The organism is Paraburkholderia sp., from assembly GCF_026225065.1.
Lineage (GTDB): Bacteria > Pseudomonadota > Gammaproteobacteria > Burkholderiales > Burkholderiaceae > Paraburkholderia.
The window spans coordinates 1-25,863 of record NZ_JAMFSB010000146.1 but is presented as its reverse complement, the minus strand read 5'-3'; the positions used below and the strand labels follow the sequence as shown (position 1 = coordinate 25,863).

Genomic DNA, 25,863 nt, shown 5'->3' with positions numbered 1-25,863 from the left:
CGACCGGTAACGGCTGGTTCGAAACTGAGGCCGATTGCGGCGCGGGTACCTTGTATCGCTACCGGCTCGATGGTGAGCTGGCCGTGCCCGATCCTGCTTCGCGCTTCCAGCCGCAGGACGTGCATGGTCCGAGCGAAGTGATCGATCCGCGTGCTTACACCTGGCAGCACGCGCATTGGCATGGCCGGCCGTGGGAAGAGACCGTCCTGTACGAGTTGCATGTCGGCACGCTCGGCGGCTATGCCGGCGTGATGAAACGTCTGCCTGCGATTGCCGAACTGGGCGTGACAGCCATTGAGTTGATGCCGCTAAACGATTTTCCGGGTGAGCGAAACTGGGGCTATGACGGCGTGCTGCCTTACGCTCCTGATTCGGCCTATGGCCGCCCTGACGAGTTGAAAGCGCTGATCGACGCGGCCCACGGTCTCGGTCTCAATGTATTCCTCGACGTCGTCTACAACCACTTCGGCCCTGACGGCAATTATCTGCACCAGTATGCCAAGCCGTTCTTTCGCGAAGGCACGCATACGCCTTGGGGACCGGCTATCGATTTCAATCGCACGGAAGTCAGCGATTTCTTCTGCGACAACGCGCTCTACTGGATCAATGAATATCGCTTCGATGGCCTGCGCTTCGACGCCGTGCACGCGATCGACAATCACGAGTGGCTACGCGATCTCTCGGACCATATTCGCGCGAAGGTGCGGCATGGTCGTCACGTGCATCTGGTGCTCGAAAACGAGCACAACTCGGCCAGCCTGCTCGAAACGTATTTCGATGCCCAGTGGAACGACGATGCGCACAACACCCTGCACGTGCTGCTGACCGGCGAGACCGAAGGCTATTACCACGCGTTTGCGGATCAGCCGATCCGCAAACTGGCGCGCGTGCTCAGCGAAGGCTTTGCGTACCAGGGCGAACCATCTCCGATCCACGACGGCAAGCCGCGCGGCGAACCGAGCGGACATGTATCGCCCACTTCGTTCGTGATGTTCCTGCAGAATCACGACCAGATCGGCAACCGTGCCTTTGGCGAGCGTCTGCGCAAACTGAGTTCGCCGGACGCACTGCGTGCTGCTACCGCCCTATTGCTGTTATCGCCGCAAATTCCACTGCTGTTTATGGACGAGGAATTCGGCTCCGACCAGCCATTCCTGTTCTTCACCGATTACGCCGGCGACCTCGCCGACGCTGTGCGCGAAGGACGGCGACGCGAGTTCGCGCGCTTCGCTTCCTTTAGCGACGAAAAGCGCCGCGCGCAGATTCCCGATCCGAACTCGCCGCAGACCTTCGCTGCGTCGTCACCGCCCGTGGATAACGCTGCGCACCCTAACGCTCAGGACCGACTCGACTGGATGCACTTCTACAAATCCGCGCTCGCCGTGCGCGCAAAACTCGTTACGCCGCGCCTTGAGCATTCAAAAGCGCTCGGTACAAGCGTGCTCACGGCGCAGGACGGCAGCGACACCACCGCGCTTGTCGCTCGCTGGCGGCTTGACGATGGCGAAACGCTTTCCATTGCGCTCAATCTGGGCTCCGACGACGTGACGCTTCCCGACATACCCTCAGGCAAAGTGATCTTCGAAACCCCGCCTCGTGCACGCGATCGTATCGCGGGCCATCAGTTGCCGTCGTATACGTGCATCGCATGGGTGACTGGCGACGTCTGCGAATACGCCAACACCCACGATGCGCGCAAGGTGATAGAACGGGAGTGGCACGCATGAGCCCCGCTCGTCGCCCCGCCGGTTCGATCGACAGCCTCGCCGCCCGCGCGGGCTTCGAAGTCGAGTGGCAAAACGCGCACCACGTTACCCAGCGCGTGCCCGAAAGCACACTCGCCGTGCTGCTCGAACGCATGGGCTTGCCCTGCGGCAACGCGACCCAGACGCGCCAGAGCACCGCCGCGCTCGAAGCAGAACTGTCCGGCCGCAAGCTGCCACCGCTGATGACGGCCGAATGCGAGCGCGGCATCGCGCTGCCGCTGGCCGCGATCAAATCCGGCAGCCACTATCGGGTCGAACTCGAAAGCGGCTCGCAGATCGATGGCCGCTTCACCGCGCCGAAAGGCGAGGCGGCGCTGCTGTCACCGATCGATGAGCCCGGTTACCACACGCTCATCATCAACGACCACCGCGTCACGCTCGCGGTCGCGCCAGCACGCTGCTATACGGTGGCGGATGCATGGCAGGCGTCGCGCAAGGAGGCAATGCCGCCGTTGTGGGGCGTGGCCGCACAGATCTACGGCTTGCGCCGCACCGGCGATGGCGGTATTGGCGACTACTCCGCGCTGTCGCGTCTCGCCATCGAAAGTGCGAAGCGCGGCGCCCACGCACTTGCCGTCAGCCCCACGCATGCAATGTTCAGCGCCGAACCGGAGCGCTTCAGCCCGTATTCGCCGTCGTCGCGCTTGTGGCTCAACGTCACGCATATCGACGTCGAAGCTGTGTTCGGCGCGGAAGCGGCGCGCGCTGCGATTGAAGCTGCCCAGGCCGGCGATACGTGGATGCAGCTCGAAAGGCTGAACCTGATCGACTGGCCGCAGGCGGTCCGACTGAAACTGAAGGTGTTGCGCACATTGTTCGAGCAGTTCTGCGTGCACGATCGCGCTCAGGATGCACCGCGTGCGCTCGAATTCAACGCGTTCTGCGTGAAGGGCGGCCGCTCGCTGGAAGATCACGCGCGCTTCGAAGCGTTGCAGGCAGTGCAGCTTGCTCAAGCCGAGCCTAACGGTCACTGGCGCAATTGGCCCGAGGCGTTGCGCGATCCGCGCGGCGCGGAAGTTGAAGCGTTCGCCAACGCGAACCGGCATGAGGTGGAGTTTTATCTGTTCCTGCAATGGCTCGCCGCCAAGGGACTCTCGCATGCCCAGCATGCGGCCCGCGATGCGGGGATGGCGATCGGCCTGATCGCGGACCTTGCCGTCGGCTGCGACAGCGCTGGCAGCCATGCGTGGTCGTATCGCGACGACATGCTGCAAGGCGTGTCGGTCGGTGCACCGCCGGATCTGTTCAACCAGGCCGGCCAGGCGTGGGGGCTCACCACGTTCTCGCCGCGTGCCATGCGCACCCAGGGCTTCTCGGCGTTCATCGACATGCTGCGCGCCGCGTTTGCACACGCGGGCGGCGTGCGCATCGACCACATTCTCGGTCTGCGGCGGCTGTGGCTCGTGCCAGACGGCGAAAGCGCGGCCAACGGCGCCTATCTGCGCTATCCGCTCGAAGACATGCTGCGGCTGATCGCGCTCGAATCGTGGCGCCATCGTTCGATTGTGATCGGCGAGGACCTTGGCACGGTGCCGCCTGGCTTCCGCGAACGGCTCGAAGAGCATGGCATCGAGGGCATTCGTGTGCTGTGGTTCGAAGGCAGCGGAGCGGGCAACGGGTTCAAGATGCCACGCGACTGGGACCGGACCGCAGTGGCGACCACCACCACGCACGATTTGCCCACCGTTACCGGCTGGTGGCGCGGCGCGGATATCGTGTGGCGCAATCAGATTGGACAGACCCTGCCGCGCGCCGATGGGCGCGATCCCGTCGAAGTGGCACTGGCCGAGCGCGCCAGCGATCGCGCTGCCCTGTGGGATGCGTTCCAGTGGGCCGGTGTCGCCCCGCACGGCGTCCCAGCGCCGCCACCTGAATCAGCACCGGTGGATGAAGCACTGGCCTTCGTCGCCGCCACGCCGTCACCGCTCGTCACGTATCCGCTCGAGGATCTGCTCGCGCTCGAAGATCAACCGAACCTTCCGGGCTCAATCGACGAGCATCCGAACTGGCGCCGGCGTCTCGTGCTGCCGATCGATGAGCTGTTCGACGAGCCGGCCTTCAGCGACCGCCTGCTTGCGGTCGACCGGGCGCGCAGCGCCGCGGCTCCGGCTTCTGCCGCGTCAGCTTCTGATTCCGCTAACGCTTCTTCGGGGCCCGACACACCATGACAGTCCCGCGTTCCACACTCCGGCTTCAGTTCCACAAGGACTTCACGTTCGATGATGCGCTCGCACACGTCGAGTACTTTGCTGCGCTCGGTGTCAGCCATCTGTACGCGTCGCCGATCACGACAGCCGAGCCAGGTTCGATGCACGGCTACGACACGGTCGACTACACCCAGGTGAGCGCCGAATGCGGCGGCGAAGCGGGCCTCAAACGACTCGTCGACAAACTGCGCGAACGCGGCATGGGACTGATTATCGACGTGGTGCCGAATCATATGGGTGTGGGCGAGTCGAGCAACGCGTGGTGGCTCGATATTCTCGAGTGGGGACGGCATAGCGCCTATGCACGGCATTTCGACATCGACTGGCATTCGCCCGATCCAGCGTTGCGCGGTAAGGTGCTGATGCCGTGCCTCGGCGCACCGTACGGCGACGAGCTCGCGGCCGGCCGGATCGAACTGCACTTCGCGGCCGATACGGGACGCTTCTACGTGAGCTATGGACCTCACGTGGGACCCGTCTGTCCAATCGACTACCCGTCAATTCTGCAAAGCGCCGAACGCGCCGATCTGGGTGCACTCGCCGAGCGCTTCCAGGGCTTGACCACGCAGCCCGCAGACCAGCCCCGCGCCGCCGAAGCGCGCGAGTTGCTGCGGGAGTTCGTCGCGCAGAACGGCACGGCGGCGATCGACGCGGCGCTGGCAAACTATGCGCTCGCTGAGCCGGCCGCACGGGATCGGCTGCATCGTCTGCTGGAACGGCAGCACTTCCGGCTCGCGTGGTGGCGCACAGCGTCGGACGAAGTGAACTGGCGGCGTTTCTTCGACATCAGCACACTGGCAGGCGTGCGCGTCGAACGGCCCGAGGTGTTCGACGCGGTGCATGCGCTGCCGTTTCGCCTCTATGCCGAAGGCGTCATCGACGGCGTGCGGATCGACCACGTGGACGGCCTCGCCGAGCCGCGCGAATACTGCCAGCGGCTGCGGCAGCGGCTCAACGAATTGCGCGAAGGCGAACCGTATATCGTGGTCGAGAAGATCCTCGGCCGCGGCGAGTCGTTGCGCGACGACTGGCCCGTCCACGGCACCACCGGCTATGACTTTATGACTGACGTCGGCGCCCTGCTGCACGATCCGGCCGGCGCCGAACCGCTCGCTACGACATGGGCCGAGCTGAGCGGAAGGAGTGCGAATTTCGCCGATGAAGCGATGTTGGCACGACGCAAGATTCTCGCGGAGAACCTCTCGGCAGAACTGGACCGCGCAGCGCGGGCATTGCACCGGATCGCACGCGATTCGCTTGGTACGCGCGACTTTACGTTCACAGCATTGCGCCGCGTGCTGACCGAACTCGTGGTGCACTTCCCCGTGTATCGCGTATATCCGCAGAACGGTCTGCGTACCGAAGCTGACAACGTCTATTACAACCAGGCGCTGGCTGGGGCGAAGCAGACGCTCTCGCCTGCCGATCATGCCGTGCTGGAACAGGTCGACGCCTGGTTAGGCGGCAGCGCGGCTGAGGACGCCGCGCCGGTTCGCTCGGCCGCCAACGCGCAGCCTGGCCCGAACAACGCGCCGCTCAGTCACTCGGGATCGTCGCGCCGCACTGCGCAGACGCTGTTTTCGCAACTGACCGCGCCGGTGGCCGCAAAAGCGGTCGAGGATACGGCGTGCTATCGCTATGGCCGCCTGTTGTCACGCAACGAGGTGGGTTCCGACCCGGGCGAGTTCGCCATTTCGGTCGAGCAGTTTCATACATCGAACCTCGAGCGAGCGCGTCGTTTCCCGCACGCGATGCTTGCGACCGCTACCCACGACCACAAACGCGGCGAGGACGTACGCGCCCGTCTCGCGGTGCTCAGCGAAATCGCTCAGGACTGGAGCGCGACGCTGCGCGCATGGTCGACGCTCAACGCGCCCCAGCGCCGCGCGCCCGACGGCAGTGTGACCACGATGGACCACGACCGGGCGCCCGGTCCAGCAGCCGAAGCGATGCTTTATCAAACGCTGGTGGGGTGCTGGCCGCCCAATCTTTCGCCCGACGACGAGGCCGGCGTCAAAACCCTCGCGGAGCGGGTCGCGCAATGGCAGTTGAAGGCACTGCGCGAAGCGAAACTGCGCACGTCCTGGCTGGCGCCTGACGAAGCGTATGAGAACGCGTGCCGCGATTTTCTGTTCGATATCCTCGCACCGCAACGACACGACGGCTTTCTGGCCGAACTCTCCAGACTGGTTGCACGCATTAGCCAGGCAGGTGCGATCAACAGCCTGCAGCAGACCGTGCTCCGGCTCACGGCGCCAGGTGTGCCGGATCTGTATCAAGGCACCGAGTTGTGGGATTTCAGCCTGGTCGATCCCGACAACCGGCGTCCAGTCGATTTCGCGCAACGCCAGGCGTGGCTCGGTGAGACGCCGCCATCGGAGTTCTTGCCTGACTGGCGCAGTGGACGCGTCAAGCTGGGCGTCATACAGCGCTTGCTGTCGTTGCGTGCGCATCTGCCCTCGTTACTGAGCGACGGCGCGTATCTGCCGCTGACGGTGACGGGCAAGCACGCGGCGCATGTGGTCGCGTTTGCGCGCAGGCACAACAACGCCTGGGCCGTGATCATCGTTACGCACCTCGCTGCGGGTTTGCTCAACGCAGGTAATGACTTGCCGCTTGTCGATGCAGGACAGTGGGACGATACTGCGGTCGAGATGCCGGATGAGCTAACATCACGTGCGCTGTTCGACTGGATGAGCACCGCCGCACCCAAAGGCGAGGACCATCGCGTGCTGTATCTGCGCGATGCCCTGGCGACGATGCCAGTTGCCGTGCTGGTAGAGGATGGGGTGCCGCGAGCTTAGTGCTTTAGCACGCTAGCTGATGCTTGTCAGCGAGTCTAACGGCCTACCTTGCAACCTTGACTGCGGGAATGCCTATGACGCTGGACTGGTCGAGTATCCGTAGCGGCGACGCCGATGCAATGCAAGGCGCGATCGTCGAACTATGCGGCTGGATGATCCCGCTCGATCCCACAGCGGATAAAGCCGACTATTTTCTTTTGGCAGCGGATGCTCCTTGTTGTGGCGGTTGTTTGCCGCGCGATCCGCTTTCGTCCATCGAAGTGTATGCGGCCGCGCCTTGTGCGCTGCAGGAGCGGGCCGTCACTTTCACGGGCCGCTTGCAACGTCTGATCGACGATCCCGCGGGTTGGCGCTATCAACTCATTGATGCGACGCCACTCGACTTGCAGCCGGAACGCGCGCCGCGCAGCGCGAGTCGTCGCGCGTTTCTCGCGTCAGGTGCCGCGCTGGGTCTCGCAGCCTGCGCGCCTGGACGTTTCGCGGGTTATACCGAGAAACCGGACGCTGGAGCAGTCCATGCCGCAGGCGCGGACGCCGCTGCATCGGGATCTGCTCACGCGTCGGACAGCACGCTCGCCTGGCGCACTCCCGACACGCTGACCATGGACATGCACAGTCACGCCGGACGCGTGATTGTCTCGCGCGATCCGGCGATTGGCGCGAATCGTCCTTTCCTTCCCCTCGCGACGCCGATGCGTACGGGCGGCATGAACGTCATCTGCCTCGCCATTGTCACCGACACTACAGTGACTCACGTCACTGCGGACCGTAAGCGCATCGAAGCATGGCGAATTCCTCAGGATGGCGAACTATATGCTCTCGGGCAAGCTGAATTCAAACGTGCCCATGAGCTGGTTGAACGCGAGCAGATGCAAGTTGTGACGAACATGGCTTCTCTGTCGGCGAATGTAAAAGCAGGTCCGTGCGTCATCATCGCCGCTGAGGGTGCGGACTTTCTGGAAGGTCAGGTCGATCGCGTCGACGAGGCGTACACGCTGCATCAACTGCGTCATCTGCAACTCACGCATTACCGGGTCAACGAGCTCGGCGACATCCAGACCGAGCCGCCGGTGCACGGCGGGTTGACCGACTTCGGCGCGGACGTGGTGCGCCGTTGCAACCAGCTAGGCATTGTCGTGGACGTCGCGCATGGCACCTACGATCTGGTCAAGCGCGCCGCCGACACGACGACGAAGCCGCTCATCCTCTCGCATACCGCGTTGGCGACGCATCCATCGGCGCGTAGCCGCCTTATCACACCGGACCATGCGCGCGTGATCGCAGGCACGGGAGGCGTGATCGGTGTGTGGCCGAGTTCAGGAACGTTCGCCGATCTGCAGGCCATGGCGCACGGCTACAAACGCATGGCCGATGTGGTGGGCGTCGAACATGTCGGACTAGGAACGGACATGCTCGGGTTCATCTTGCCGCCGGTGTTCCGCAGCTATGAGCAACTGCCGTCGTTAGCCGATGCGTTGTTGGCGGAAGGCTTCAGCAACGAAGAGGTGGGGATGATTCTCGGCGGCAATTACCGGCGAGTGTTTGAGTCCTCTGTTGGCTGAGGGGCGGCAAGCACCGACCGCAGCCATTGCCGCACGCTCGAGTGCTACCGCCCGGCCGCCCACAACAGCGACAGCCCCGAGGACAACATCAAGCCGTCGACCACCAGCTTGAACGTGTTCGGACTCATGCGCACCACCACATAGCGCGCGGCAAACGAGCCGGCCATCAGCGCCGAACCGGTAATCAGACCATCGAGCACTACATGCAAGGGCAACGCGCCAAAGTGCTTGAATACGGCGACCTTCGTGCCGTACACCGCCAATGAGCCCGCGGCCTCAGTTGCGAGAAACGCACCCTTCACGAGCCCGTACGACATGAACACTGGCACGGTAATCGGCCCGGTTGAAACCACGATGCCCGTCAGGAAACCCACCACGCCGCCAATCAAGGCGAGATGCAACAGCGAGAACTTGATGGAACGGCGCGCGAGCCAGCGACGTGTCGGCACCATCGCCAGGAAGAAGACGCCCAGCGCGAGTTCGACCGCATGAGGTGGCAACGCGAGCAGCGTACGCACGCCGAGCGCCGCCCCCGGCACCGCAGTCGAGCAATATGCCGCGCAGGCCCGCCAGTCGACTTCACGCCACCACGCGAGGACCTTGCCGAGATTGCCCATGATCGCGGCGATCGCCATGATCGGCACCGCTTGCTGCGGACCGAACAGCATGACGAGCACGGGCATCAACATCATCGACGAACCTGTGCCAATCACGCCGCTTAGCATGCCCGCCAGCAGACCTACGCACAGTACAAGCAGATATCCCATAGCAGGCGCCCCTCAACCACCCTCATCATCAAAGTGTTTCGGATAAACCCGCACCAGCAGAATGCGCGGCCCCTTCATCTTCTTGACGACGATATCAAATCGATCGAACTCGACGCGCTTGCCCTCCGTCGGAATATCGTTGAGCGCCTGAATCACCAGACCGCCAACCGATTCGGCCCGTCCCTCGTCAATATCGATCCCTAGCGCCCGCTCAAGCGACACCACCGGCAAACTGCCTTTGCCCATCAGCGTGCCGTCGTCCATCCGCGTCCAGTCGGCATCGCCCTGGCGGAATTCGTCGTGAATCTGCCCGACCAGCGCACCAAGCAGATTGTCGAGCGTGAGAAAGCCGATCGGCGCCGAGTTCTTGTGACCCACGAGCGCCATATGCGGCGCGCCCTTGCGAAACCGCCTAAACAGTTCGAGCGCGGGCATATCGGGTTTCACGTACTGAACCGGGCGGACATACTTCGAGAGATCGTCGAGCGTGCTTCCCGCCTGGCGCGCCAGCAGCAGATCCTTCAGATGGATCATGCCGGCCACGCGCTCGCCTGAGTCGTCTTCAAACAGCGGATAGCGGCTGAAGCGATGCCGCGCCACCACCTGCATGTTTTCGCGCAACGGCAGATCGCGCCGCAGTCCGACCATCTCGTGAGCCGGCCGCATCAGATCCGAAACCGTCATGCGCGAGAAGTCCAGCGAGTGCGCGATCGTGTTCCATTCGTCCTGGCTATACGCCCCCTCAGTCGCGCCGATGCCGCTCGCAATATCGGCATGGCGGCCACGCAGAATCAGCTTCAGTTCTTCCGTGGAGTAATGCGCGTCGCCGCCATGATCCGCCGTCAGGCCCGCGAGACGAAGCACGGCGTTTGCACTGGTGTTGAGCACCCAGATAGCCGGATACATTGCCCAATAGAACGCATAGAGCGGCGTGGCAGCCCACAGCGAAACCCGCTCGGACTGACGAATCGCCAGCGACTTCGGCGCCAGCTCGCCCACCACGATATGCAAAAACGAAATGCACGAAAAAGCGAAGAACAGCGAGACGCCGTGGATCACGTTCTCCGATTCGATCCCCAGCACGCGGAATACCGGCGTCAGCAGATCCGCGAAGGCCGGCTCACCGATCCAGCCGAGGCCGAGCGACGCTAGCGTGATACCGAGCTGGCAAGCCGACAGATATGCGTCAAGATGCCCGTGCACCTTCGCCAGCAGGCGGCCGCGCACACCATGTTGCGCGGCAAGACCCTTGACGCGCGTTTGTCGCAGCTTCACCAGGCCGAATTCGGCCGCGACAAAGAACCCGTTGAGCGCAACGAGCAACAGCGCACCGATAAGGGCGAAGACCTGAGTCAAGTGAAAAGGCTCCGGCAACAAAAGTCGTCAGTATAGATACGAAAGTAATATGAAAGCATCATGGCAGGCGGCGACGTTTGAGCGCCGCCCGGCATCGTGCCTTTAAGGTGCGGCGAGCGGAATGCGCAGTGCAAGGGTGGCCGGTTGGTCGTCCTGCATCTCGCCTTGCTCGAAGGTGCCGCCATGGGCTTCGGCCACGCGCTTGCACAGCGCCAGCACCCACGCGATCCGGCCCGCTTCGCGCGGCGCGCGCGCCTGGGTGCGCGCGAACGGTTCGAGCAGGTGCGGCAGCGAAGGATCGTCGAGGGCCGCGGGGCTTGCATCGAACGTGACCAGCGCGTGCCAGGCAGTGGCGTCGGCACTGGACGCAAGCGTGACCTTCGCGCCATCCGCGCTCGCTTCGACCGCGAACGTGAGCATCAGCCACAGCGCTGCGGCAAGACGCTCGCGGTCGCCGCTGAACTGCTCGGTAGAAAGGCCCGAATCGAACGCGACCGACACGCCACGCGACCTCGCGAGTCCCGAACGCACTTCGTCGGCCGAATCCGAGAACAAAGCCTGCAACGGAAACGGCGAGCGAGCAAGCGCCAGGTTGCGCGTTCCCGCACGGGTCGTATCGACAATCGATTCCAGCAGCTTGACCTGTTGATCCACCCCGCTACGGATGCCGACGATGGCGCGCTGCGCGGCAGGGTCGTTGGCGTCGATCTTGCGTTCGAGCACATACGCCCAGCTATGGATCGCATTCAGCGGACCGCGCAAATCATGCGAGGCCAGCCCCAGCACGTGATCGCGCATGAACAGCGCAGCCTCCGCGCACCGATGCGCGGTGCGTTCGGACAAAGGGACGCCGGAAGCGATCTGCTGGCCGCTGCCGGCTCCGGTGGAAGACGTTGTCACGATCTGGGCCCTCTAGGCAATGCATACGGATGGACAGAGTCCCCATTATAGGCACGCTCCTCCGTGAATCAGGACGCAGTTGTCCCGCCAATGCGTCGTACTGTCCGCTCATGAGCCGCATGCCCGGGCAGAACCCGGGTGTTCTGGGCGATGCAGCCTCAAACGCCTACAATGTCGGTTTTTACGACTTGTCTCAAGGAGCAACTCATGTCGACCGTGACTACTGATTCCGGCCTCAAATACGAAGACCTGACCGAAGGCACCGGCGCCGAAGCGAAAGCCGGCCAGACCGTCAGCGTCCACTACACGGGCTGGTTGACCGACGGCCAGAAGTTCGACTCCAGCAAGGACCGTAACGATCCGTTCGCGTTCGTGCTGGGCGGCGGCATGGTCATCAAGGGTTGGGACGAAGGCGTGCAGGGCATGAAGGTGGGTGGCGTGCGCAAGCTGACGATTCCGCCGCAACTCGGCTACGGCGTGCGCGGTGCAGGCGGCGTGATTCCGCCGAATGCGACGCTCGTGTTCGAAGTCGAACTGCTCGACGTCTAAGTTTCCCCAGCTTGCCTGCCGATGAGCCACGCAGCCGTCACCGCCCCCAGCGTTTCGTTGCGCCGTTATGGTGCGATCGAAGCGACGGATCTGCACGACTTTCATCAGGTCGTGCTGGGGCTCGACGGCGCGATGGTGATGACGGTGGATGGCATCGGCCAGCAGATCGATTCAGGCTCGGCGTGGCTGATTCCCGCTGGCGCGCAGCATGACTACGCGGGGATCGGTGAGAACCGGCAGTTGGTGCTCGATTTGCCTGCGGCATCGCTGGCCGTGCCGGAGCGTTTGTTTGACCGCGCGCGGGCGGTGTCGGTGGATGCTTCGTTGAAGCAGCTTGTGCATCGCATCGCCGCAGGTGCGACGGGCAGCATGCCGACCGCCGACGATCTGAGTACGCGGCGGTTTCACTGGGATGCCGCCGCGCGTTTGTGTGCGGCAATGCTGGCGGATACCGGCACCACGCAATTCGCGACGTTCGGCGGGCCGCCGGGCGCTGGTCTCGACTTCGCACGCATCGACCGCTGGTTGCGCGCGCATTTGTCGGAGCCGTTACGCATCGCCGATCTCGCCACGCATTGCGGCTTCGGCATGCGGCGTTTCCATCAGTTGTTCATCGAGGCATTCGGCGAGACACCGCATCGCTATCTGCAGCGTCTGCGGCTCGATACCTCGATCACCCTGCTCGCGGATTCACGGCATTCGCTGACCGATATCGCACTTGAAGTCGGCTTTGGTGATCAGAGCGCCTATACGCACGCTTTTACGCGGCGTTTTGGGCTCGCGCCGGGTCAATGGCGCGCCGTGCGCCATTGAGCCCAGCTACAGGCCACAACTTACGCCTTAAGATTTAGTCTGCCAGACCGCGCGCCAGATCGTTGCGGATGTCACCCGCATTTTCCAGCCCGACCGCCAGACGAATCAGCCCTTCCGAAATGCCCGCTGCCGCACGCGCTTCCGGCGTGATGCGGCTATGCGTCGTCGTAGCAGGATGGGTGATCGTCGTGCGCGTATCGCCGAGGTTGGCGGTGATCGAGCAGATCTTCGTACCGTCGATCACGCGCCATGCGTTCGCACGCTGTGCTTCGGGCGTGTCGCCCTTCAACTCGAACGAAACAACCGCGCCACCGGCCTTCTGCTGACGTTTGGCAATCTCATACTGCGGATGCGACTCCAGCCCCGGATAGAACACACGATTCACAGCCGGATGCGCTTCCAGCCAGCGCGCGATTTCCAGCGCATTATCCGACTGCTTTTCAACCCGAAGCGACAGCGTTTCCATGCCCTTGAGCAACACCCATGCATTGAACGCGGACAACGTCGGTCCAGCGCTGCGCACGAACGGAAATACCTTTTCCATGATGAATTGCTTCGAGCCGACCAGCGCGCCGCCGAGCACGCGGCCCTGGCCGTCGAGGAACTTGGTGGCCGAATGCATCACGACGTCCGCGCCGAGCTTCAACGGCTGCTGCAGCGCCGGGCTGCAGAAACAGTTGTCGACCACGAACAGCGCGTTCGACGCCTTCGCAATCTTGCCGATCGCTTCGATATCGGCGATCTCGGTCAGCGGATTCGACGGCGTTTCGAGGAAGAACATCTTCGTCTCGGGACGCACGGCTTCTTTCCACGCGTCCAGATCCGTCGGATCGACAAACGTAGTCACGATGCCGAACTTGCTGAAGATCTGCGAGAACATGCCGAGCGTCGAACCGAACAGGCTCCGCGAGCTGACGAGGTGATCGCCCGCCTGCAACGCCGACATCACCACCGACATGATCGCGCTCATGCCCGAGGCCGTCGCGATGCACGCCTCGCCGCCTTCGAGCGCAGCCAGACGGTCCTGGAACATCGTGACCGTAGGGTTGGTGAAGCGCGAGTACGTGTAATTGTCCTCGGAGTTCTTGAAGCGCTCGGCGGCGTCGGCAGCGCTTGTGAACACAAAGCTCGACGTCAGGAAAATCGCTTCCGAATGCTCGTTGAAGTCGCTGCGCAGCGTGCCCGAGCGGACTGCGAGGGTGTCGAAGTTCAGGGAGTCGTCCATGTTGGTTCTAGTTCCATTTTCCACGTGTCGTCACGTGTTGCCACGTTTTCCAGACCGGCGTTTGCCGCTTCACGTTCATCATCAGGCTGAATGAACGTCAAACGCGCCGGCAACAAAAAAGCCCGCTTTGCGTCGGCATAAGCGGGCTTCATGTGCGGGGGAAAGCTGGAGCGGCGGCGGACGGTTGCTACATTTCCACCGTTCGCTTTAGCTGTTTTGGGTTGCCCCGCGTCCGCAAGCTGAGTTCAAATCGACGCAAGCCATCATCCTAACATGCGTGGCGCGCGGCGTGCATGTGCACCGCCCGCACGCGCCCCGTGCGATGGATTACTCCACCGACAATTGCAGGTGCAGTTGCGAACGCGCTGCACCGCCATCCATTGCTTCGCTGGCAGTGTCGCGGTCCGATTGCGCGGACGGTGCGAGACGCGCGGTTTCGATGCGGTCGAGGTACTCGGTGGTGACGTCGCCGGTGATGTAGTTGCCGTCGAAGCACGACGCTTCGAATTCCTTCAGCGCCGGGTTGATGTCGCGCACAGCCTGCTTGAGTGCATCAACGTCCTGATACACGAGGTGATCCGCACCGATCATGCGTGCGACTTCATCATCGGTACGGCCGTGGGCGACCAGTTCGCCGCGCGTCGGCATGTCGATACCGTAGACGTTCGGGAATTTCACAGGCGGCGCTGCCGAGGCGAAGATGACCTTGTTCGCGCCGGCAAAACGCGCCATCTGCACGATTTCGTGCGAGGTGGTGCCGCGCACGATCGAGTCGTCCACGATCAGCACGTTCTTGCCCTTGAATTCGATCGCCATCGCATTGAGCTTCTGGCGCACCGACTTCTTGCGCACGGCCTGGCCCGGCATGATAAAGGTGCGGCCAACGTAGCGGTTCTTGAAGAAGCCTTCGCGATACTCGACACCAAGCTTCTTGGCGACCTGCATCGCAGCGGGACGCGACGAATCGGGAATCGGCATCACCACGTCGATCGGTACGTCCGGCAGTTCACGCCGGATCTTCTCCGCGAGGTAATCGCCCATGCGCAGACGCACGTTGTAGACCGGCACGCCATCGAGCACCGAGTCCGGACGCGCGAGGTACACGAGTTCGAAAATACACGGGTTCAGGCTCGCGTTCGTTGCGCACTGTTGCGAGTGCAGATTGCCTTCGACGTCGATGAACAGCGCTTCGCCCGGCGCCACGTCGCGCACGAATTCGAAGCCGATACCTTCAATGGCTACCGATTCCGAAGCCACGATCCACTCGACGCCATGCGCCGTTTCCTGCTTGCCGAGACACAGCGGACGGATGCCGAACGGATCGCGGAACGCCAGCAGGCCGTAGCCGGCAATGAGCGAAACGATCGCATACGAACCGTGCACGCGGCGATGCACACCCGAGACCGCCTTGAATACAGATGCCGGATCGATTTGCAGGCCGGACGTGGAAAGCTGCAGTTCGTGCGCGAGCACGTTGAGCAGCACTTCGGTATCGGAATTGGTGTTGATGTGGCGGCGATCGACCCGGAACATCTCCTCTTTCAGCTGCTGCCAGTTGGTCAGATTGCCGTTGTGAGCGAGGATGATGCCGAACGGCGCATTCACGTAGAACGGTTGGGCCTCTTCTTCGCTCGACGCGGAGCCAGCCGTCGGGTAACGCACCTGGCCGATGCCGGTGGTGCCGGGCAGGCTGCGCATGTTGCGCGTGCGGAACACGTCGCGCACCATGCCGTTGGCCTTATGCATGTGGAAATTGCTGCCGTCCGCCGTTGCAATGCCGGCTGCGTCCTGACCGCGGTGCTGCAGGAGCAGCAGGCTGTCATAGATCAGCTGATTGACTGGGGATTGGGAAACTACGCCTACGATGCCGCACATGGCATGTCCTTCAAAGGTACGAAATTCGTGACGGCGGCCGGTGCCGGGGAAGCATCCGGGTCGCGCCGATGTCCTGCGTACTTCCTGCAACGCCTCGCCGGCTTGTGATCGTCACACACGGACGTAAGCAGCGAGTGTCTCGGGGAGCAGCGGTTTCAGTTCGTGCACGCCTTGGACCGCGTAGGGCCGCAACAAGGCGTTGCGCCAGAATTCCTGCTGGGGCAGTTCGGTCAGGCCTGCGAGGGCGACCAGAATCAGCACCAGGATGACCCCGCGAACGAGGCCGAACATCAAACCCAGCGAGCGGTCCACACCGCTCAAACCGGAGGCCTGCACGAGCCGGCTCAGTAGCGCGTTAGCCACGCCCACCACCAGCATCACGCCGATGATCAGCAACGCGAAAGCCAGCAGCCATTGAGTCAAGGCGCCACCCGGCCACCTGGCGGGCATATACGGCACCACATAGCCGACGAAATGGCAGGCAATCAAAAACGCTGCAACCCAGCCAATCAGCCCGAATATCTCGGACAGAAAACCGCGCCAACCGCCCCTCAGGGCCGACAAACCGATCACCGCCATTACAGCGTAGTCGAAGGCAGTGAACATCGCTGACTTACTGTGCCGAGCCGTTGTTCGAGCCCGACGTCAGGCCAGCTTCGCGAACCTTCGCGATCGCGGCCGACGCAGCCGCCCGGTCAGCGAACGGGCCTGCGCGCAGCAGCGTACGGCTCGTGCCGTCGGCCTGCTTCCTGTGCTCGGTATATGCGGGCACTCCTGCCGCTTTCAACTTGGATGCCCAGGCTTTCGCGCTGGCGTCGTCCGGGAACGAACCCAGTTGCACCGCGAAACGGCTACCTGGCGGCGAGGCAGGCGTGCCGGAATCGGCGTCTGCGGCAGCTGCATCGGGGTTGCTCGTGGTCGCGGCTGCGGTGGTGTTCGTATTGTTCGTGTTAGCGGCGCTTTGAGTCGGCGCGGCGGCCGGTTTAGGCGGTTTCTTCGAAGCAGGCGCTTGCGTCGACGCCACAGCGGACGCCTGCGGCTTGCTGTTCTTGCCAGCTTGCGCCGGTGCAGCGGTCATGCCCTGCTGCGTCATGGTGTTCGTCGCAGCGGGTGCCGCGGCAGTCGGCGCTACGCCGGAAGCTGCAAGCGCGGTGTTTGCGCTATCTGCGGCCGGATTATCAGGTGCGACACCTGCCTGGGTGTCTTCATCGGCGGCGGCCGCTTTGGGCGCCGGACGGGTGGGGATATCGATGGCGATATCGTCCGTCACAGGCTTCGGATGCGAATCCAGCACCATGGGCAGGATCACGACGGCTGCGACCACCATGGCGATTGCGCCTACCAGGCGGCGACGCGCACGCTGCTTTTCCGGCAGCGTAGGGTCGAGCAGCATTGCATCAGCGTCAGGCCGTTCCGTGCGGCGGGTGGTTCGCCGCTCCACGCGCTCGCCACGGGCGGCCCGGGTGGAACTCGTATTTGCGCCACGCCGGGTAGGCGCGTCGTCTTTCTTGCCGAACGAGAAAATTCCCATGAATGGCTTGGTTCGAGGCTGCCGCCCGTTCAGTGTTGCTGCGATTTACGGTAGGCCATTACGCCGGCTACCGTATAGAAACTGCCGAAAACCACGATTCTATCATTCTCCGAGGCCCGTTTTAGCGCGTCTTGGAAAGCCTCGGCCGGCGATTCGAACCGCGTGATGCTGCTATCGGGGCCATCGGTCACACCACACTCGCGCAAGGTGGTCTCGAGAAACTCAGCGGACGCCGCCCGCGGGCTCGCCAGATCGGTCACGCACCAATGGGCCACTTCGCCTTTCAGGTGTTCGATCACGCCAGCGATGTCCTTGTCGTGCATCGCGCCAAATACGGCATACGTGTACGGAAAATAACCCATATTGCCGAGATTCTGCGATAAAACTGCGGCGGCATGTGGGTTGTGTCCAACATCGAGGACAATGGCCGGTTTGCCCGGCAGCACCTGAAAACGGCCCGCCAGTTCGACGTTCGCCAGACCGAGACGGATGTCTTGCGCCGAGACCGGCAGACGGTCGCGCAAAGCCTCGAGGCCCGCCAGCGCGGCAGAGGTATTGATCAGCTGATTCGCGCCGCGCAGCGCCGGGTAGGCGAGCGCTGAGCGGCGCAGCGTACGGCCCACATAGCTCCATTGCTGACGCTCACTGCCAGCTTGGCCTTCATAGCGAAAATCGCGGCCGAAGAGCCATAGATCAGCGCCGATCGCTTCTGCATGGTCGATCAACGTTTGCGGCGGCACCGGATCGGCGCAGATCGCGGGCCTGCCGGAGCGGAAAATGCCGGCTTTCTCGAAGCCGATTTTCTCGCGCGTATCGCCAAGGTATTCGGTGTGATCGATGTCGATGCTCGTGACGATCGCGCAATCGGCATCGAGGATATTGACCGCGTCGAGGCGTCCACCGAGGCCCACTTCCAGAATCACCGCATCCAGCCCCCGCGAGGCGAACAGATGCATGATGGCCAGCGTCGTGAATTCGAAGTACGTCAACGATACCGGTTCCGCGAGGCTCAGGCGCGCCGCTTCGACCGCTTCGAAATGCGACAGCAGGTCGGCGTCGCTCGCAACTTCGCCGTTCACCCTCGCCCGTTCGTTGAACGTGAGGAGATGGGGGGACGTGTGGCAACCCACGCGGTAACCCGCGCGCAGCAGGATCGTTTCGAGGATCGCGCACGTCGAGCCTTTGCCGTTGGTGCCGCCCACAGTGATCACCGGGCAGTCGAACGACAGTTGCAGCGCGTCGCGCACTTTGCTGATCCGCGTCAGCCCCATGTCGATACCAACCGGATGCGCAGATTCGAGGTGCTTGAGCCAGGCGTCGAGGGTGGGGAATGTGGTGGTCATCGGATGCGTCGGTTAGGCGGTGTTGCGAACTTGCGCGAGACCGCGATTATCCCGGAAATGACTGCGCGCCGCTTGATGACCTCTCGCGGCGCGCTGTTTTTTGCTCTGCCGTGCTGTGTGGCACGGCATCGAAGGCTTGTGTGGCGGTTGCGTTCGTTGATTTCGTTGCGTTCGCTTAGGCTACCGCGTCAGCCGGCTGGCGGGACAGCAGCGCCATCAGGCGCGCGATTTCCTCACGCAGCTTGCGACGGTCGACGATCATGTCGATTGCACCCTTCGTCATCAGGAATTCGGCACGCTGGAAGCCTTCCGGCAGCTTTTCGCGCACAGTCTGTTCGATCACGCGTGGGCCGGCAAAACCGATCAGCGCTTTCGGCTCAGCGATCACCACGTCGCCGAGGAACGCGAAACTCGCCGACACGCCACCCATGGTCGGGTCGGTCAGCACCGAGATGAACGGCAGCTTGGCGTCGGACAGCTTGGTCAGCATCGCCGTGGTCTTGGCCATCTGCATCAGCGACAACAGGCTTTCCTGCATCCGCGCGCCGCCCGAAGCGGTGAAGCAGATAAACGGCACATTCTGCTCGAGCGCGTTCTGCGCGCCGCGCGCGAAGCGCTCGCCGACCACCGAGCCCATCGAGCCGCCCATGAACGAGAACTCGAAGCAGGCCACTACGCACGGCAGTGTGTGAATCGCACCGCCCACGACGACCATGGCGTCGGTTTCGTCGGTTTCTTCCATCGCCTCTTTCAGGCGGTCCGGATACTTGCGGCTGTCCTTGAACTTGAGCGCGTCGACCGGCAGGATCTCCTGGCCGATTTCGTAGCGGCCTTCCGGATCGAGCAGGCCGTCGAGCCGCTCACGTGCGCCGATGCGCATGTGGTGGTCGCACTTCGGGCACACGTGCAGATTGGCCTCGACGTCGTTGCGGTACAACACCGCTTCGCACGACGGGCACTTGATCCACAGGCCTTCCGGAATCCCCTTACGGTTCTTCGGATCGGTTTGCTTGATTTTGGGCGGCAACAGCTTGTCGAGCCAGCTCATGGTGATTCCTTCCAGGTCTTCGGTACGCAATGACGGCGGGGATAAAACCCCGCCGCAAGCCTACAGCAGACAAAAAATTACGGTTATCGGGCGGTCGCGCCAATGCTGTCGAGCGCCTCGCGGATATCCGCAATGAAACGCGTCAGCGTCTCTGCGGCTGTCTCCGGTGCGGCTTTTTCGAGCAATTGCACGATACGACTGCCGATCACGACGGCATCGGAGACTTCGGCTACCGAGCGCGCCGTCTGGGCGTCCCGGATGCCGAAACCGACGCCCACCGGCAGGGGGACGCGCGACTTGATGGCCGGGATTTTACTCGCGATGCTGGAAACGTCCAGATTTGCCGCTCCGGTGACCCCTTTCAGCGACACGTAGTAGACGTAGCCACTGGCGATTTTGCCGACTTCGGCGATGCGGTCGTCGGTCGACGTGGGGGCCAACAGGAAAATCGGATCGATGCCCGAAGACCGCATCTTTTCGGCGAAGATCACCGATTCTTCCGGTGGATAGTCGACTACCAGCACGCCATCTACGCCCGCATCCTGCGCCGCCGCAGCGAATGCTTCGATGCCCATCCGTTCAATCGGATTGGCATAGCCCATCAGCACCACCGGCGTCTTGTCGTCGCGCTCGCGGAACCGCTTCACGTCGGCCAGCACGTGACGCAGCGAGACGCCATGCGCCAGTGCGCGCTCCGAGGATGCCTGGATGACCGGGCCGTCAGCCATCGGGTCGGAGAACGGCACGCCTAATTCGATCACATCCGCACCGCCGGCGGCGAGCGCGTGCATGAATTCGACAGTGCGAGCCGGGTCTGGATCGCCAGCCGTCATGAACGGGATCAATCCTTTCTTGCCTTGTGCAGTCAATGCTGCAAATGTGCTCTTGATACGGGACATGGAAATTTTCTCGAAAATAGTTAGCTGCGCGTTCGTCGCTTTTGGAGCTTGTTTCCTGATTTTTCGACCCCGTTCGGCACTGCAATCGCACCCGGGGTGCCAATTCAGGTCTCAGCATCCACGGATGCAACGGGCGCGATGGGTTCGGTCAGCGCAACCGGCGCGGCCGCGCTGACGCGTTCACGCGCTATCGCGCAGTAACTTTCATTGATTTCATAGCCGACGAATTCGCGCTTCTGCCGTGCGCAAGCGACTGCGGTGGTGCCGCTACCCATGAACGGGTCAAGCACGCGGCCGCCCGGCGGGCAGCTCGCGAGCACCATGCGCTCGACGATTTCCAGAGGTTTCTGGGTCGGATGATCGACCCGCTCGGCGTGCTGCCGATGCAGGCGCGACACAGACCAGACGTCCTTCGGGTTATAGCCTTGCTCCAGCCACTTGCTGCCCTCGAACAACTTGCGCGAACGCGCCTTCTTCGTGACGGCATCGTACGGGATACGGACGGGATCGAGATCGAAGTAGTAGTCCTTCGCCACCGCGAAAAAGCCGATGTTGTCATGCACGGACGTGAAGCGGCGGGTGGTGCCGCCCATGCTCGGCACGCGCCGGTCCCAGATGATCTCGTTGACCATCGTGAGACGCGTCTTCAGAAAGGAGAAGATTTCCGGCGCGTACTGCCACGTGCAAAAGATATACAGCGAACCGGACGGCTTGAGCTTGGGGATCGCCAGCTCAAGCCAGCTACGCGTCCAGGCGATAAAGTCGTCGCCCGAGCGCATATCGGAGTCGTTGCCGTAGTCCTTGCCGAGCCCATACGGAGGGTCGGCCAGGATCAGGTCGATTGAAGCATCCGGCAGGTTCGCCACATCGGTCAGAAAATCGCGGTTCAAGAGCTGAATACCGGCCGGCACCACAGGCAAAGCAGCCGGGGACGCCGTTGCCGGCGTCTCGGTTGCTTCGACCTGGGGCGTGTCGGCTTCGGCTAACGCGCCCCCAGCCATCGCAGCCTCGGCCGCTCCAGCCTGGGGGCCGTCGATTGCCGGTTGCGGCTCGTCGAACTCGTCGCGCATCGTCGCGGCGCTCAGAACGTGATACCCGATCGCTCAGCGACCGTGTGCATGTCCTTGTCGCCGCGGCCCGACAGGTTCACCAGAAGGTACTTGTCTTTCGGCAAGGTCGGCGCGAGTTTGGCCGCATAGGCCAGCGCGTGGCTCGATTCGAGCGCCGGAATAATGCCTTCGATCCGGCAGCAATCGTGGAACGCCTTGAGCGCTTCTTCGTCGGTGATGCCAACGTATTGCGCACGGCCAGTTTCGTGCAGCCAGGCGTGTTCCGGGCCGACACCCGGATAGTCCAGACCCGCGGACACCGAATGCGTCTCGATGATCTGGCCGTTTTCGTCCTGCAGCAGGTAGGTACGGTTACCGTGCAAGACGCCTGGGCTGCCGCCGATCAACGATGCCGCATGACGCCCCGTATCGAGACCGTCGCCGGCGGCTTCAACGCCGATCAACTGGATGTCTTTGTCGTCGATATACGGGTAAAAGATGCCCATTGCGTTCGATCCGCCGCCCACACAGGCAATTATCGCATCCGGCTGACGGCCGACCATTTCCGGCATCTGTACCTTGCACTCATCGCCGATCACACGCTGGAAATCGCGCACCATCATCGGATACGGATGCGGACCCGCGACCGTGCCGATGATATAGAAGGTGCTTTCGACGTTCGTGACCCAGTCACGCATCGCTTCGTTGAGCGAGTCTTTCAGCGTTTTGGATCCCGATTCGACCGGCACGACGGTAGCGCCAAGCAACTTCATGCGATACACGTTGGCGGCCTGCCGGCGTACGTCTTCCGAGCCCATGTAGACCACGCACTCCATGCCGAAGCGGGCCGCAATCGTCGCCGTCGCAACCCCATGCTGACCCGCGCCGGTTTCCGCGATCACGCGCTTCTTGCCCATGCGTTTGGCGAGCAGGGCCTGTCCGATCACATTGTTGATCTTGTGCGCGCCGGTGTGATTCAGGTCCTCACGCTTGAGGAAGACCTGCGCGCCGCCGAGCAGTTCGCTCCAGCGCTGGGCGTGATAAATGGGGGAAGGACGGCCAACGAAGTGCTTCAGTTCGCGTTCGTATTCAGCAACGAACTCGGGGTCTTTCTGGAATTTTTCGTAGGCTTCACGCAGCTCGTTGAGTGCGTGAACCAACGTTTCAGCAACGAATACGCCGCCAAATTGGCCGAAATGGCCTCGTTCATCGGGCAAGTTATACATGTTGTCACTCTTCTCAGTGTGCCGGGCGGCCCGCTTCATGCGAGGCCAGCTCCGGCGGAATCACTCTGCGTCCGCTGCGCGCACCGCGCGTACGAACGCCGCCATCCGGGCGTGATCTTTGACGCCCTTGGCGCCCGCTACTTCGATGCCGCTCGAGACATCGACCGCGTACGGGCGCACGCGATGAATCGCATCACTGACGTTTTGCGCGTTCAACCCACCACTCAAAACGGCCCGACGCGCGAGCTCTGCTGGAATAAGTGACCAATCGAAAACCTTCCCGCCGCCGCCGTAGCCTTCGACATGGGTGTCGAACAGAAGAGCGCTGGCTGCTGCATAGTTAAGCGCCGATTTTACCAAATCGGCTTGCTGAGTATCGGCCTCAACCCGCAAAGCGCGCAACCAAGGCAAACCCGCAACGCTGGCGAGCGCCTCGCATTGCCGAGGCGTCTCGTCGCCGTGGAACTGTAGCAGGGTGAGCGGAACGTTGCTCACCACTTCGCGTATCCATTCGGGCGACGCGTTCACGAACAGACCCACTACCGACACGAACGGCGGCACGTCCCGTACGAGTTCGAGTGCCTGGGCCACGTTGATCGAGCGCGAACTGGGCGGATAGAACACCAGGCCGATCGCGTCCGCGCCGAGGTCGATGGCGTGAGCCACGTCCTCGGGCTTCGACAGCCCGCACAGCTTGATGCGAGTCCGATGGGGCGCCGCGGCTTGCGTCGCACCTTGGTGCTGGGGTGCGCCGGCCGCGGCCGGCTGGTTCAGGGTGGTTGAATTCATGATTGCAATGAGTCGGTCCAGACGGTGCTCCACGGCACACTGGCCGCCTGCGCAGCGGGCACCGCGAATTCCTGAGGATAGCCCACTTGCGCGAGATACAGGCCGTCAGGCATGAAAGTGGGCGCGGCCTGATTGCGATCACGGCTCGCCAACACATCGGCCATCCACGAGGCAGGATGACGCCCACGTCCAACGGCCACGAGACAGCCCATCAGATTACGCACCATGTGATGGAGGAATGCGTTGGCGCGGAAGCGGAAGTGGATGAAGTCGCCCTGCTGCCGCACGTCGATCTGGTGCAGGTGCTTGACCGGTGTTTTCGCCTGACACTCTGACGAGCGGAACGCCGAGAAATCGTGCTGGCCGATCAGGTAAGCGGCGGCGGCGCGCATCGCCTCGACGTCGAGCGGTGTGTGCACCCAGCCGGCGCGATCGGTCTGCATCGGCGAGCGCACCGGATGGACGTATAGCGCGTAGTAATAGGTGCGCTCGAAGGCCGAAAAACGCGCGTGGAACGTGTCCGGCATCGGTTTCGCCCACTGCACTGCGACCGTTTTGGGCAGAAACGCGTTGGTGCCACGCACCCACGAGAAGTCCGTGCGGTCCAGTTCGGTGTCGAAATGCACGACCTGTCCGAGGCCATGCACACCGGTATCAGTACGGCCGGCCACCACCGTCTGCAGGGGCGTCTGCGCAAATTCCTGGAGCGCCCGTTCGAGCGTGTCCTGAACCGTCTTGCCGTGCGGCTGCGACTGCCAGCCGCAAAAGGCCGAGCCGTCGTACTGGATTCCTAGTGCAATCCGCGTCACGGCAGGCCTTACGACAACGGCCGCAGCGTCGACAGCAACGCTCGCGCTTCGGTACGCGTGGCAGCGTCGTTCGTATCGATCACTTCCTGGATCAGCGCTCGCGCGCCAGCCAGATCGCCCAGTTCGATGTATTCGGAGGCCAGATCAAGCTTGTTGCGGGCAATCCGGATCAGGTCATGCGGCGTGAACGACGGCAGCGGCTGCGCGGGACTCGGCGGCAATTCCAGATCGAAGTCCAGATTCAGTGCGCCGAAGCCGGCGGCGCCTAGCCCGGCGACGGCTGCTGGGCCCGCCGTGCCAGCGGCGATTTCTTCGGCGGCAGGGAGCGAGCCTGCAGAGCCGTGCATTAAGGCGTGCTGCGCGGTGATTTCGGGCTCGACTACCGGTTGCGTCGACAGCGAAGCAGGTGGCGTCACCGGTGTGGCAGGCTCGACCCGCGGCGGCAAACCCATGTCGAGGCTGCCGAATGCATCGACTGCGTCGCGGGGGAAGCTGCTGGCGGCGACCGGCTCAGCCGCGGTGTCGTTGAGGGGATGCTCTGGGGATGCGTTTTCCTCGAAGTGCGGCGCGTCCGGTTGCTGATGGGCAGGCGTTGTCTCGTGCGATGCCTGTTCGAATGCCTCGGGCGCGGATGGTTCTTCGTACGGCGCCGGTTGGAATGCCCCGCGTGCCAGCGGCTCTTCGTGCGATGCCGGTTGGAATGCCTCGGGCGCCAGCGGCTCTTCGTGCGATGCCGGTTCGGATACCTCGGCCGTCAGTGGTTCGCCCCACTGCGACTCAAGCTGCGGCGGCGCGGAAAGCGGCTGTGGGGTTCCAGTGTGATCGAGCGACGGCTCGGCGGGATGTTGGCCGAACGGCGACCCCGCTTGCGGCTCGCCAAGCGGCGCCGGTGCACCGAAATCGATCTGCGGATGCGGCGGTTCGTGGCGTTCAGGCGGCTCTGCGACAGAGCTTTCGTCAGCGGGATGCTCCGCGGGCTCGGTCCATTGATGCGGGTCGGCCGGTGCAGGATGATTCGGATGCTCGACCGCCGGGTGGAACTGGTCCGGACGCAATGCGTCGGTCCCGGGTTCTGCGGCCGGGGCGTGATCCGCCGGGGGGGTTGTGTCTTCGAAGGGGGTAGGCGCGGAAGCGTGCTCGCTTTCCGACCACGGCGATTGTCCAGGCGCCTCGGAAGGGAGTTCGCTTGTGGCGGGCGGCGGGGTGTCGGCGGCTGAGGCGTCATGCCCGGCCGGTTCGTACGCCGCTGTTTCGCTCTCTGCTGCGTTCTGTGCTGCGGCCTCGTGCTCTTCCACTTCGCGCGCGACCGCTCCTTCATGGGGTGCCGCGTCATGAGCCGCTGCTT

21 protein-coding genes are annotated in these 25,863 nt (G+C 63.2%); 6 read left to right on the top strand and 15 right to left on the bottom strand.

Features of this window, described 5'->3' with window-relative positions:
* The 4 genes from treZ to M0954_RS11335 form a co-directional block, all read left to right on the top strand.
* Positions 1–1,727 (top strand): malto-oligosyltrehalose trehalohydrolase (gene treZ / locus M0954_RS11350; protein ID WP_297353235.1); only part of this gene is annotated, 1,727 nt, incomplete at its 5' end.
* Positions 1,724–3,934 carry a 4-alpha-glucanotransferase gene (gene malQ, locus M0954_RS11345; RefSeq protein WP_297353233.1) on the top strand — a complete coding sequence of 737 codons (2,211 nt, stop codon included), beginning with the start codon at positions 1,724–1,726 and terminating at the stop codon, positions 3,932–3,934. The genes treZ and malQ, both read left to right, overlap by 4 nt.
* Complete coding sequence (treY, locus tag M0954_RS11340) at positions 3,931–6,777, top strand: malto-oligosyltrehalose synthase (protein ID WP_297353231.1); 2,847 nt, start codon at positions 3,931–3,933, stop codon at positions 6,775–6,777. The genes malQ and treY overlap by 4 nt, the downstream gene beginning before the upstream one ends.
* Positions 6,778–6,851: 74 nt before the next feature.
* Positions 6,852–8,339: a membrane dipeptidase gene (locus tag M0954_RS11335; protein WP_297353229.1), complete on the top strand. Its 1,488-nt coding sequence runs from the start codon at positions 6,852–6,854 to the stop codon at positions 8,337–8,339.
* A gap of 44 nt (positions 8,340–8,383) precedes the next feature.
* Here M0954_RS11335 and M0954_RS11330 read toward each other — a convergent pair whose 3' ends face one another.
* The 3 genes from M0954_RS11330 to M0954_RS11320 form a co-directional block, all read right to left on the bottom strand.
* Positions 8,384–9,106 (bottom strand): sulfite exporter TauE/SafE family protein, encoded by a 723-nt coding sequence (locus tag M0954_RS11330; protein WP_122157635.1) that lies wholly within the window; start codon positions 9,104–9,106, stop codon positions 8,384–8,386.
* A gap of 12 nt (positions 9,107–9,118) precedes the next feature.
* A complete protein-coding gene (locus M0954_RS11325) occupies positions 9,119–10,462 on the bottom strand; it encodes a hemolysin family protein (RefSeq protein WP_122157634.1) in 1,344 nt (447 codons plus the stop codon).
* Positions 10,463–10,564: 102 nt separating this feature from the next.
* Entirely contained in the window at positions 10,565–11,362 is a 798-nt protein-coding gene (locus tag M0954_RS11320) for a sensor histidine kinase KdpD (protein ID WP_297353227.1), read from the bottom strand.
* 207 nt (positions 11,363–11,569) lie between these two features.
* Here M0954_RS11320 and M0954_RS11315 point away from each other — a divergent pair, with 207 nt between their 5' ends.
* A complete protein-coding gene (locus M0954_RS11315; protein WP_122157632.1) occupies positions 11,570–11,911 on the top strand; it encodes an FKBP-type peptidyl-prolyl cis-trans isomerase in 342 nt (113 codons plus the stop codon).
* Between the two features lie 21 nt (positions 11,912–11,932).
* The gene (locus M0954_RS11310; RefSeq protein ID WP_122157631.1) at positions 11,933–12,724 is read left to right on the top strand and encodes an AraC family transcriptional regulator; all 792 of its coding nucleotides are present in this window, start codon (positions 11,933–11,935) and stop codon (positions 12,722–12,724) included.
* 34 nt (positions 12,725–12,758) lie between these two features.
* On the opposite strand, the gene M0954_RS11305 is transcribed toward M0954_RS11310, so the two are convergent.
* From M0954_RS11305 to M0954_RS11250, 12 genes are all read right to left on the bottom strand, one after another.
* A complete protein-coding gene (locus M0954_RS11305) occupies positions 12,759–13,949 on the bottom strand; it encodes an O-succinylhomoserine sulfhydrylase (RefSeq protein WP_122157630.1) in 1,191 nt (396 codons plus the stop codon).
* A 327-nt stretch (positions 13,950–14,276) separates the two neighbouring features.
* Positions 14,277–15,824: an amidophosphoribosyltransferase gene (gene purF, locus M0954_RS11300; protein WP_123386850.1), complete on the bottom strand. Its 1,548-nt coding sequence runs from the start codon at positions 15,822–15,824 to the stop codon at positions 14,277–14,279.
* 111 nt (positions 15,825–15,935) lie between these two features.
* Positions 15,936–16,430, bottom strand: a complete 495-nt coding sequence (locus M0954_RS11295) for a CvpA family protein (RefSeq protein WP_122157628.1) — start codon at positions 16,428–16,430, stop codon at positions 15,936–15,938.
* Positions 16,431–16,437: 7 nt separating this feature from the next.
* Positions 16,438–17,355: an SPOR domain-containing protein gene (locus tag M0954_RS11290; RefSeq protein ID WP_297353225.1), complete on the bottom strand. Its 918-nt coding sequence runs from the start codon at positions 17,353–17,355 to the stop codon at positions 16,438–16,440.
* A gap of 29 nt (positions 17,356–17,384) precedes the next feature.
* Positions 17,385–18,698 (bottom strand): bifunctional tetrahydrofolate synthase/dihydrofolate synthase, encoded by a 1,314-nt coding sequence (folC, locus tag M0954_RS11285; protein WP_133893756.1) that lies wholly within the window; start codon positions 18,696–18,698, stop codon positions 17,385–17,387.
* A gap of 175 nt (positions 18,699–18,873) precedes the next feature.
* Positions 18,874–19,746: an acetyl-CoA carboxylase, carboxyltransferase subunit beta gene (gene accD, locus M0954_RS11280; RefSeq protein WP_123386847.1), complete on the bottom strand. Its 873-nt coding sequence runs from the start codon at positions 19,744–19,746 to the stop codon at positions 18,874–18,876.
* 83 nt (positions 19,747–19,829) lie between these two features.
* Positions 19,830–20,645, bottom strand: coding sequence for a tryptophan synthase subunit alpha (gene trpA / locus M0954_RS11275; protein WP_123386846.1), 816 nt, complete (start codon positions 20,643–20,645; stop codon positions 19,830–19,832).
* Positions 20,646–20,749: 104 nt separating this feature from the next.
* Complete coding sequence (locus M0954_RS11270; protein WP_297353224.1) at positions 20,750–21,715, bottom strand: site-specific DNA-methyltransferase; 966 nt, start codon at positions 21,713–21,715, stop codon at positions 20,750–20,752.
* Between the two features lie 11 nt (positions 21,716–21,726).
* Complete coding sequence (trpB, locus tag M0954_RS11265) at positions 21,727–22,920, bottom strand: tryptophan synthase subunit beta (protein ID WP_297353222.1); 1,194 nt, start codon at positions 22,918–22,920, stop codon at positions 21,727–21,729.
* A gap of 60 nt (positions 22,921–22,980) precedes the next feature.
* On the bottom strand, positions 22,981–23,709 hold the full coding sequence (locus tag M0954_RS11260) for a phosphoribosylanthranilate isomerase (protein ID WP_297353220.1): 729 nt from the start codon (positions 23,707–23,709) through the stop codon (positions 22,981–22,983).
* Entirely contained in the window at positions 23,706–24,518 is an 813-nt protein-coding gene (gene truA, locus M0954_RS11255) for a tRNA pseudouridine(38-40) synthase TruA (protein WP_133893759.1), read from the bottom strand. The genes M0954_RS11260 and truA overlap by 4 nt, the downstream gene beginning before the upstream one ends.
* An 8-nt stretch (positions 24,519–24,526) precedes the next feature.
* The coding region (locus tag M0954_RS11250) for a FimV/HubP family polar landmark protein (protein WP_297353218.1) at positions 24,527–25,863 on the bottom strand (1,337 nt) is incomplete at its 5' end.

Bases quoted from the DNA above. Each gene is read 5' to 3' on its own strand.
- malQ (WP_297353233.1), top strand. From the start codon at position 1,724: ATGAGCCCCGCTCGTCGCCCCGCCGGTTCGATCGACAGCCTCGCCGCC.
- treY (WP_297353231.1), top strand. From the start codon at position 3,931: ATGACAGTCCCGCGTTCCACACTCCGGCTTCAGTTCCACAAGGACTTC.
- M0954_RS11335 (WP_297353229.1), top strand. From the start codon at position 6,852: ATGACGCTGGACTGGTCGAGTATCCGTAGCGGCGACGCCGATGCAATG.
- M0954_RS11330 (WP_122157635.1), bottom strand. From the start codon at position 9,106: ATGGGATATCTGCTTGTACTGTGCGTAGGTCTGCTGGCGGGCATGCTA.
- M0954_RS11315 (WP_122157632.1), top strand. From the start codon at position 11,570: ATGTCGACCGTGACTACTGATTCCGGCCTCAAATACGAAGACCTGACC.
- M0954_RS11310 (WP_122157631.1), top strand. From the start codon at position 11,933: ATGAGCCACGCAGCCGTCACCGCCCCCAGCGTTTCGTTGCGCCGTTAT.
- M0954_RS11305 (WP_122157630.1), bottom strand. From the start codon at position 13,949: ATGGACGACTCCCTGAACTTCGACACCCTCGCAGTCCGCTCGGGCACG.
- purF (WP_123386850.1), bottom strand. From the start codon at position 15,824: ATGTGCGGCATCGTAGGCGTAGTTTCCCAATCCCCAGTCAATCAGCTG.
- M0954_RS11295 (WP_122157628.1), bottom strand. From the start codon at position 16,430: ATGTTCACTGCCTTCGACTACGCTGTAATGGCGGTGATCGGTTTGTCG.
- M0954_RS11290 (WP_297353225.1), bottom strand. From the start codon at position 17,355: ATGGGAATTTTCTCGTTCGGCAAGAAAGACGACGCGCCTACCCGGCGT.
- folC (WP_133893756.1), bottom strand. From the start codon at position 18,698: ATGACCACCACATTCCCCACCCTCGACGCCTGGCTCAAGCACCTCGAA.
- accD (WP_123386847.1), bottom strand. From the start codon at position 19,746: ATGAGCTGGCTCGACAAGCTGTTGCCGCCCAAAATCAAGCAAACCGAT.
- trpA (WP_123386846.1), bottom strand. From the start codon at position 20,645: ATGTCCCGTATCAAGAGCACATTTGCAGCATTGACTGCACAAGGCAAG.
- M0954_RS11270 (WP_297353224.1), bottom strand. From the start codon at position 21,715: ATGCGCGACGAGTTCGACGAGCCGCAACCGGCAATCGACGGCCCCCAG.
- trpB (WP_297353222.1), bottom strand. From the start codon at position 22,920: ATGTATAACTTGCCCGATGAACGAGGCCATTTCGGCCAATTTGGCGGC.
- M0954_RS11260 (WP_297353220.1), bottom strand. From the start codon at position 23,709: ATGAATTCAACCACCCTGAACCAGCCGGCCGCGGCCGGCGCACCCCAG.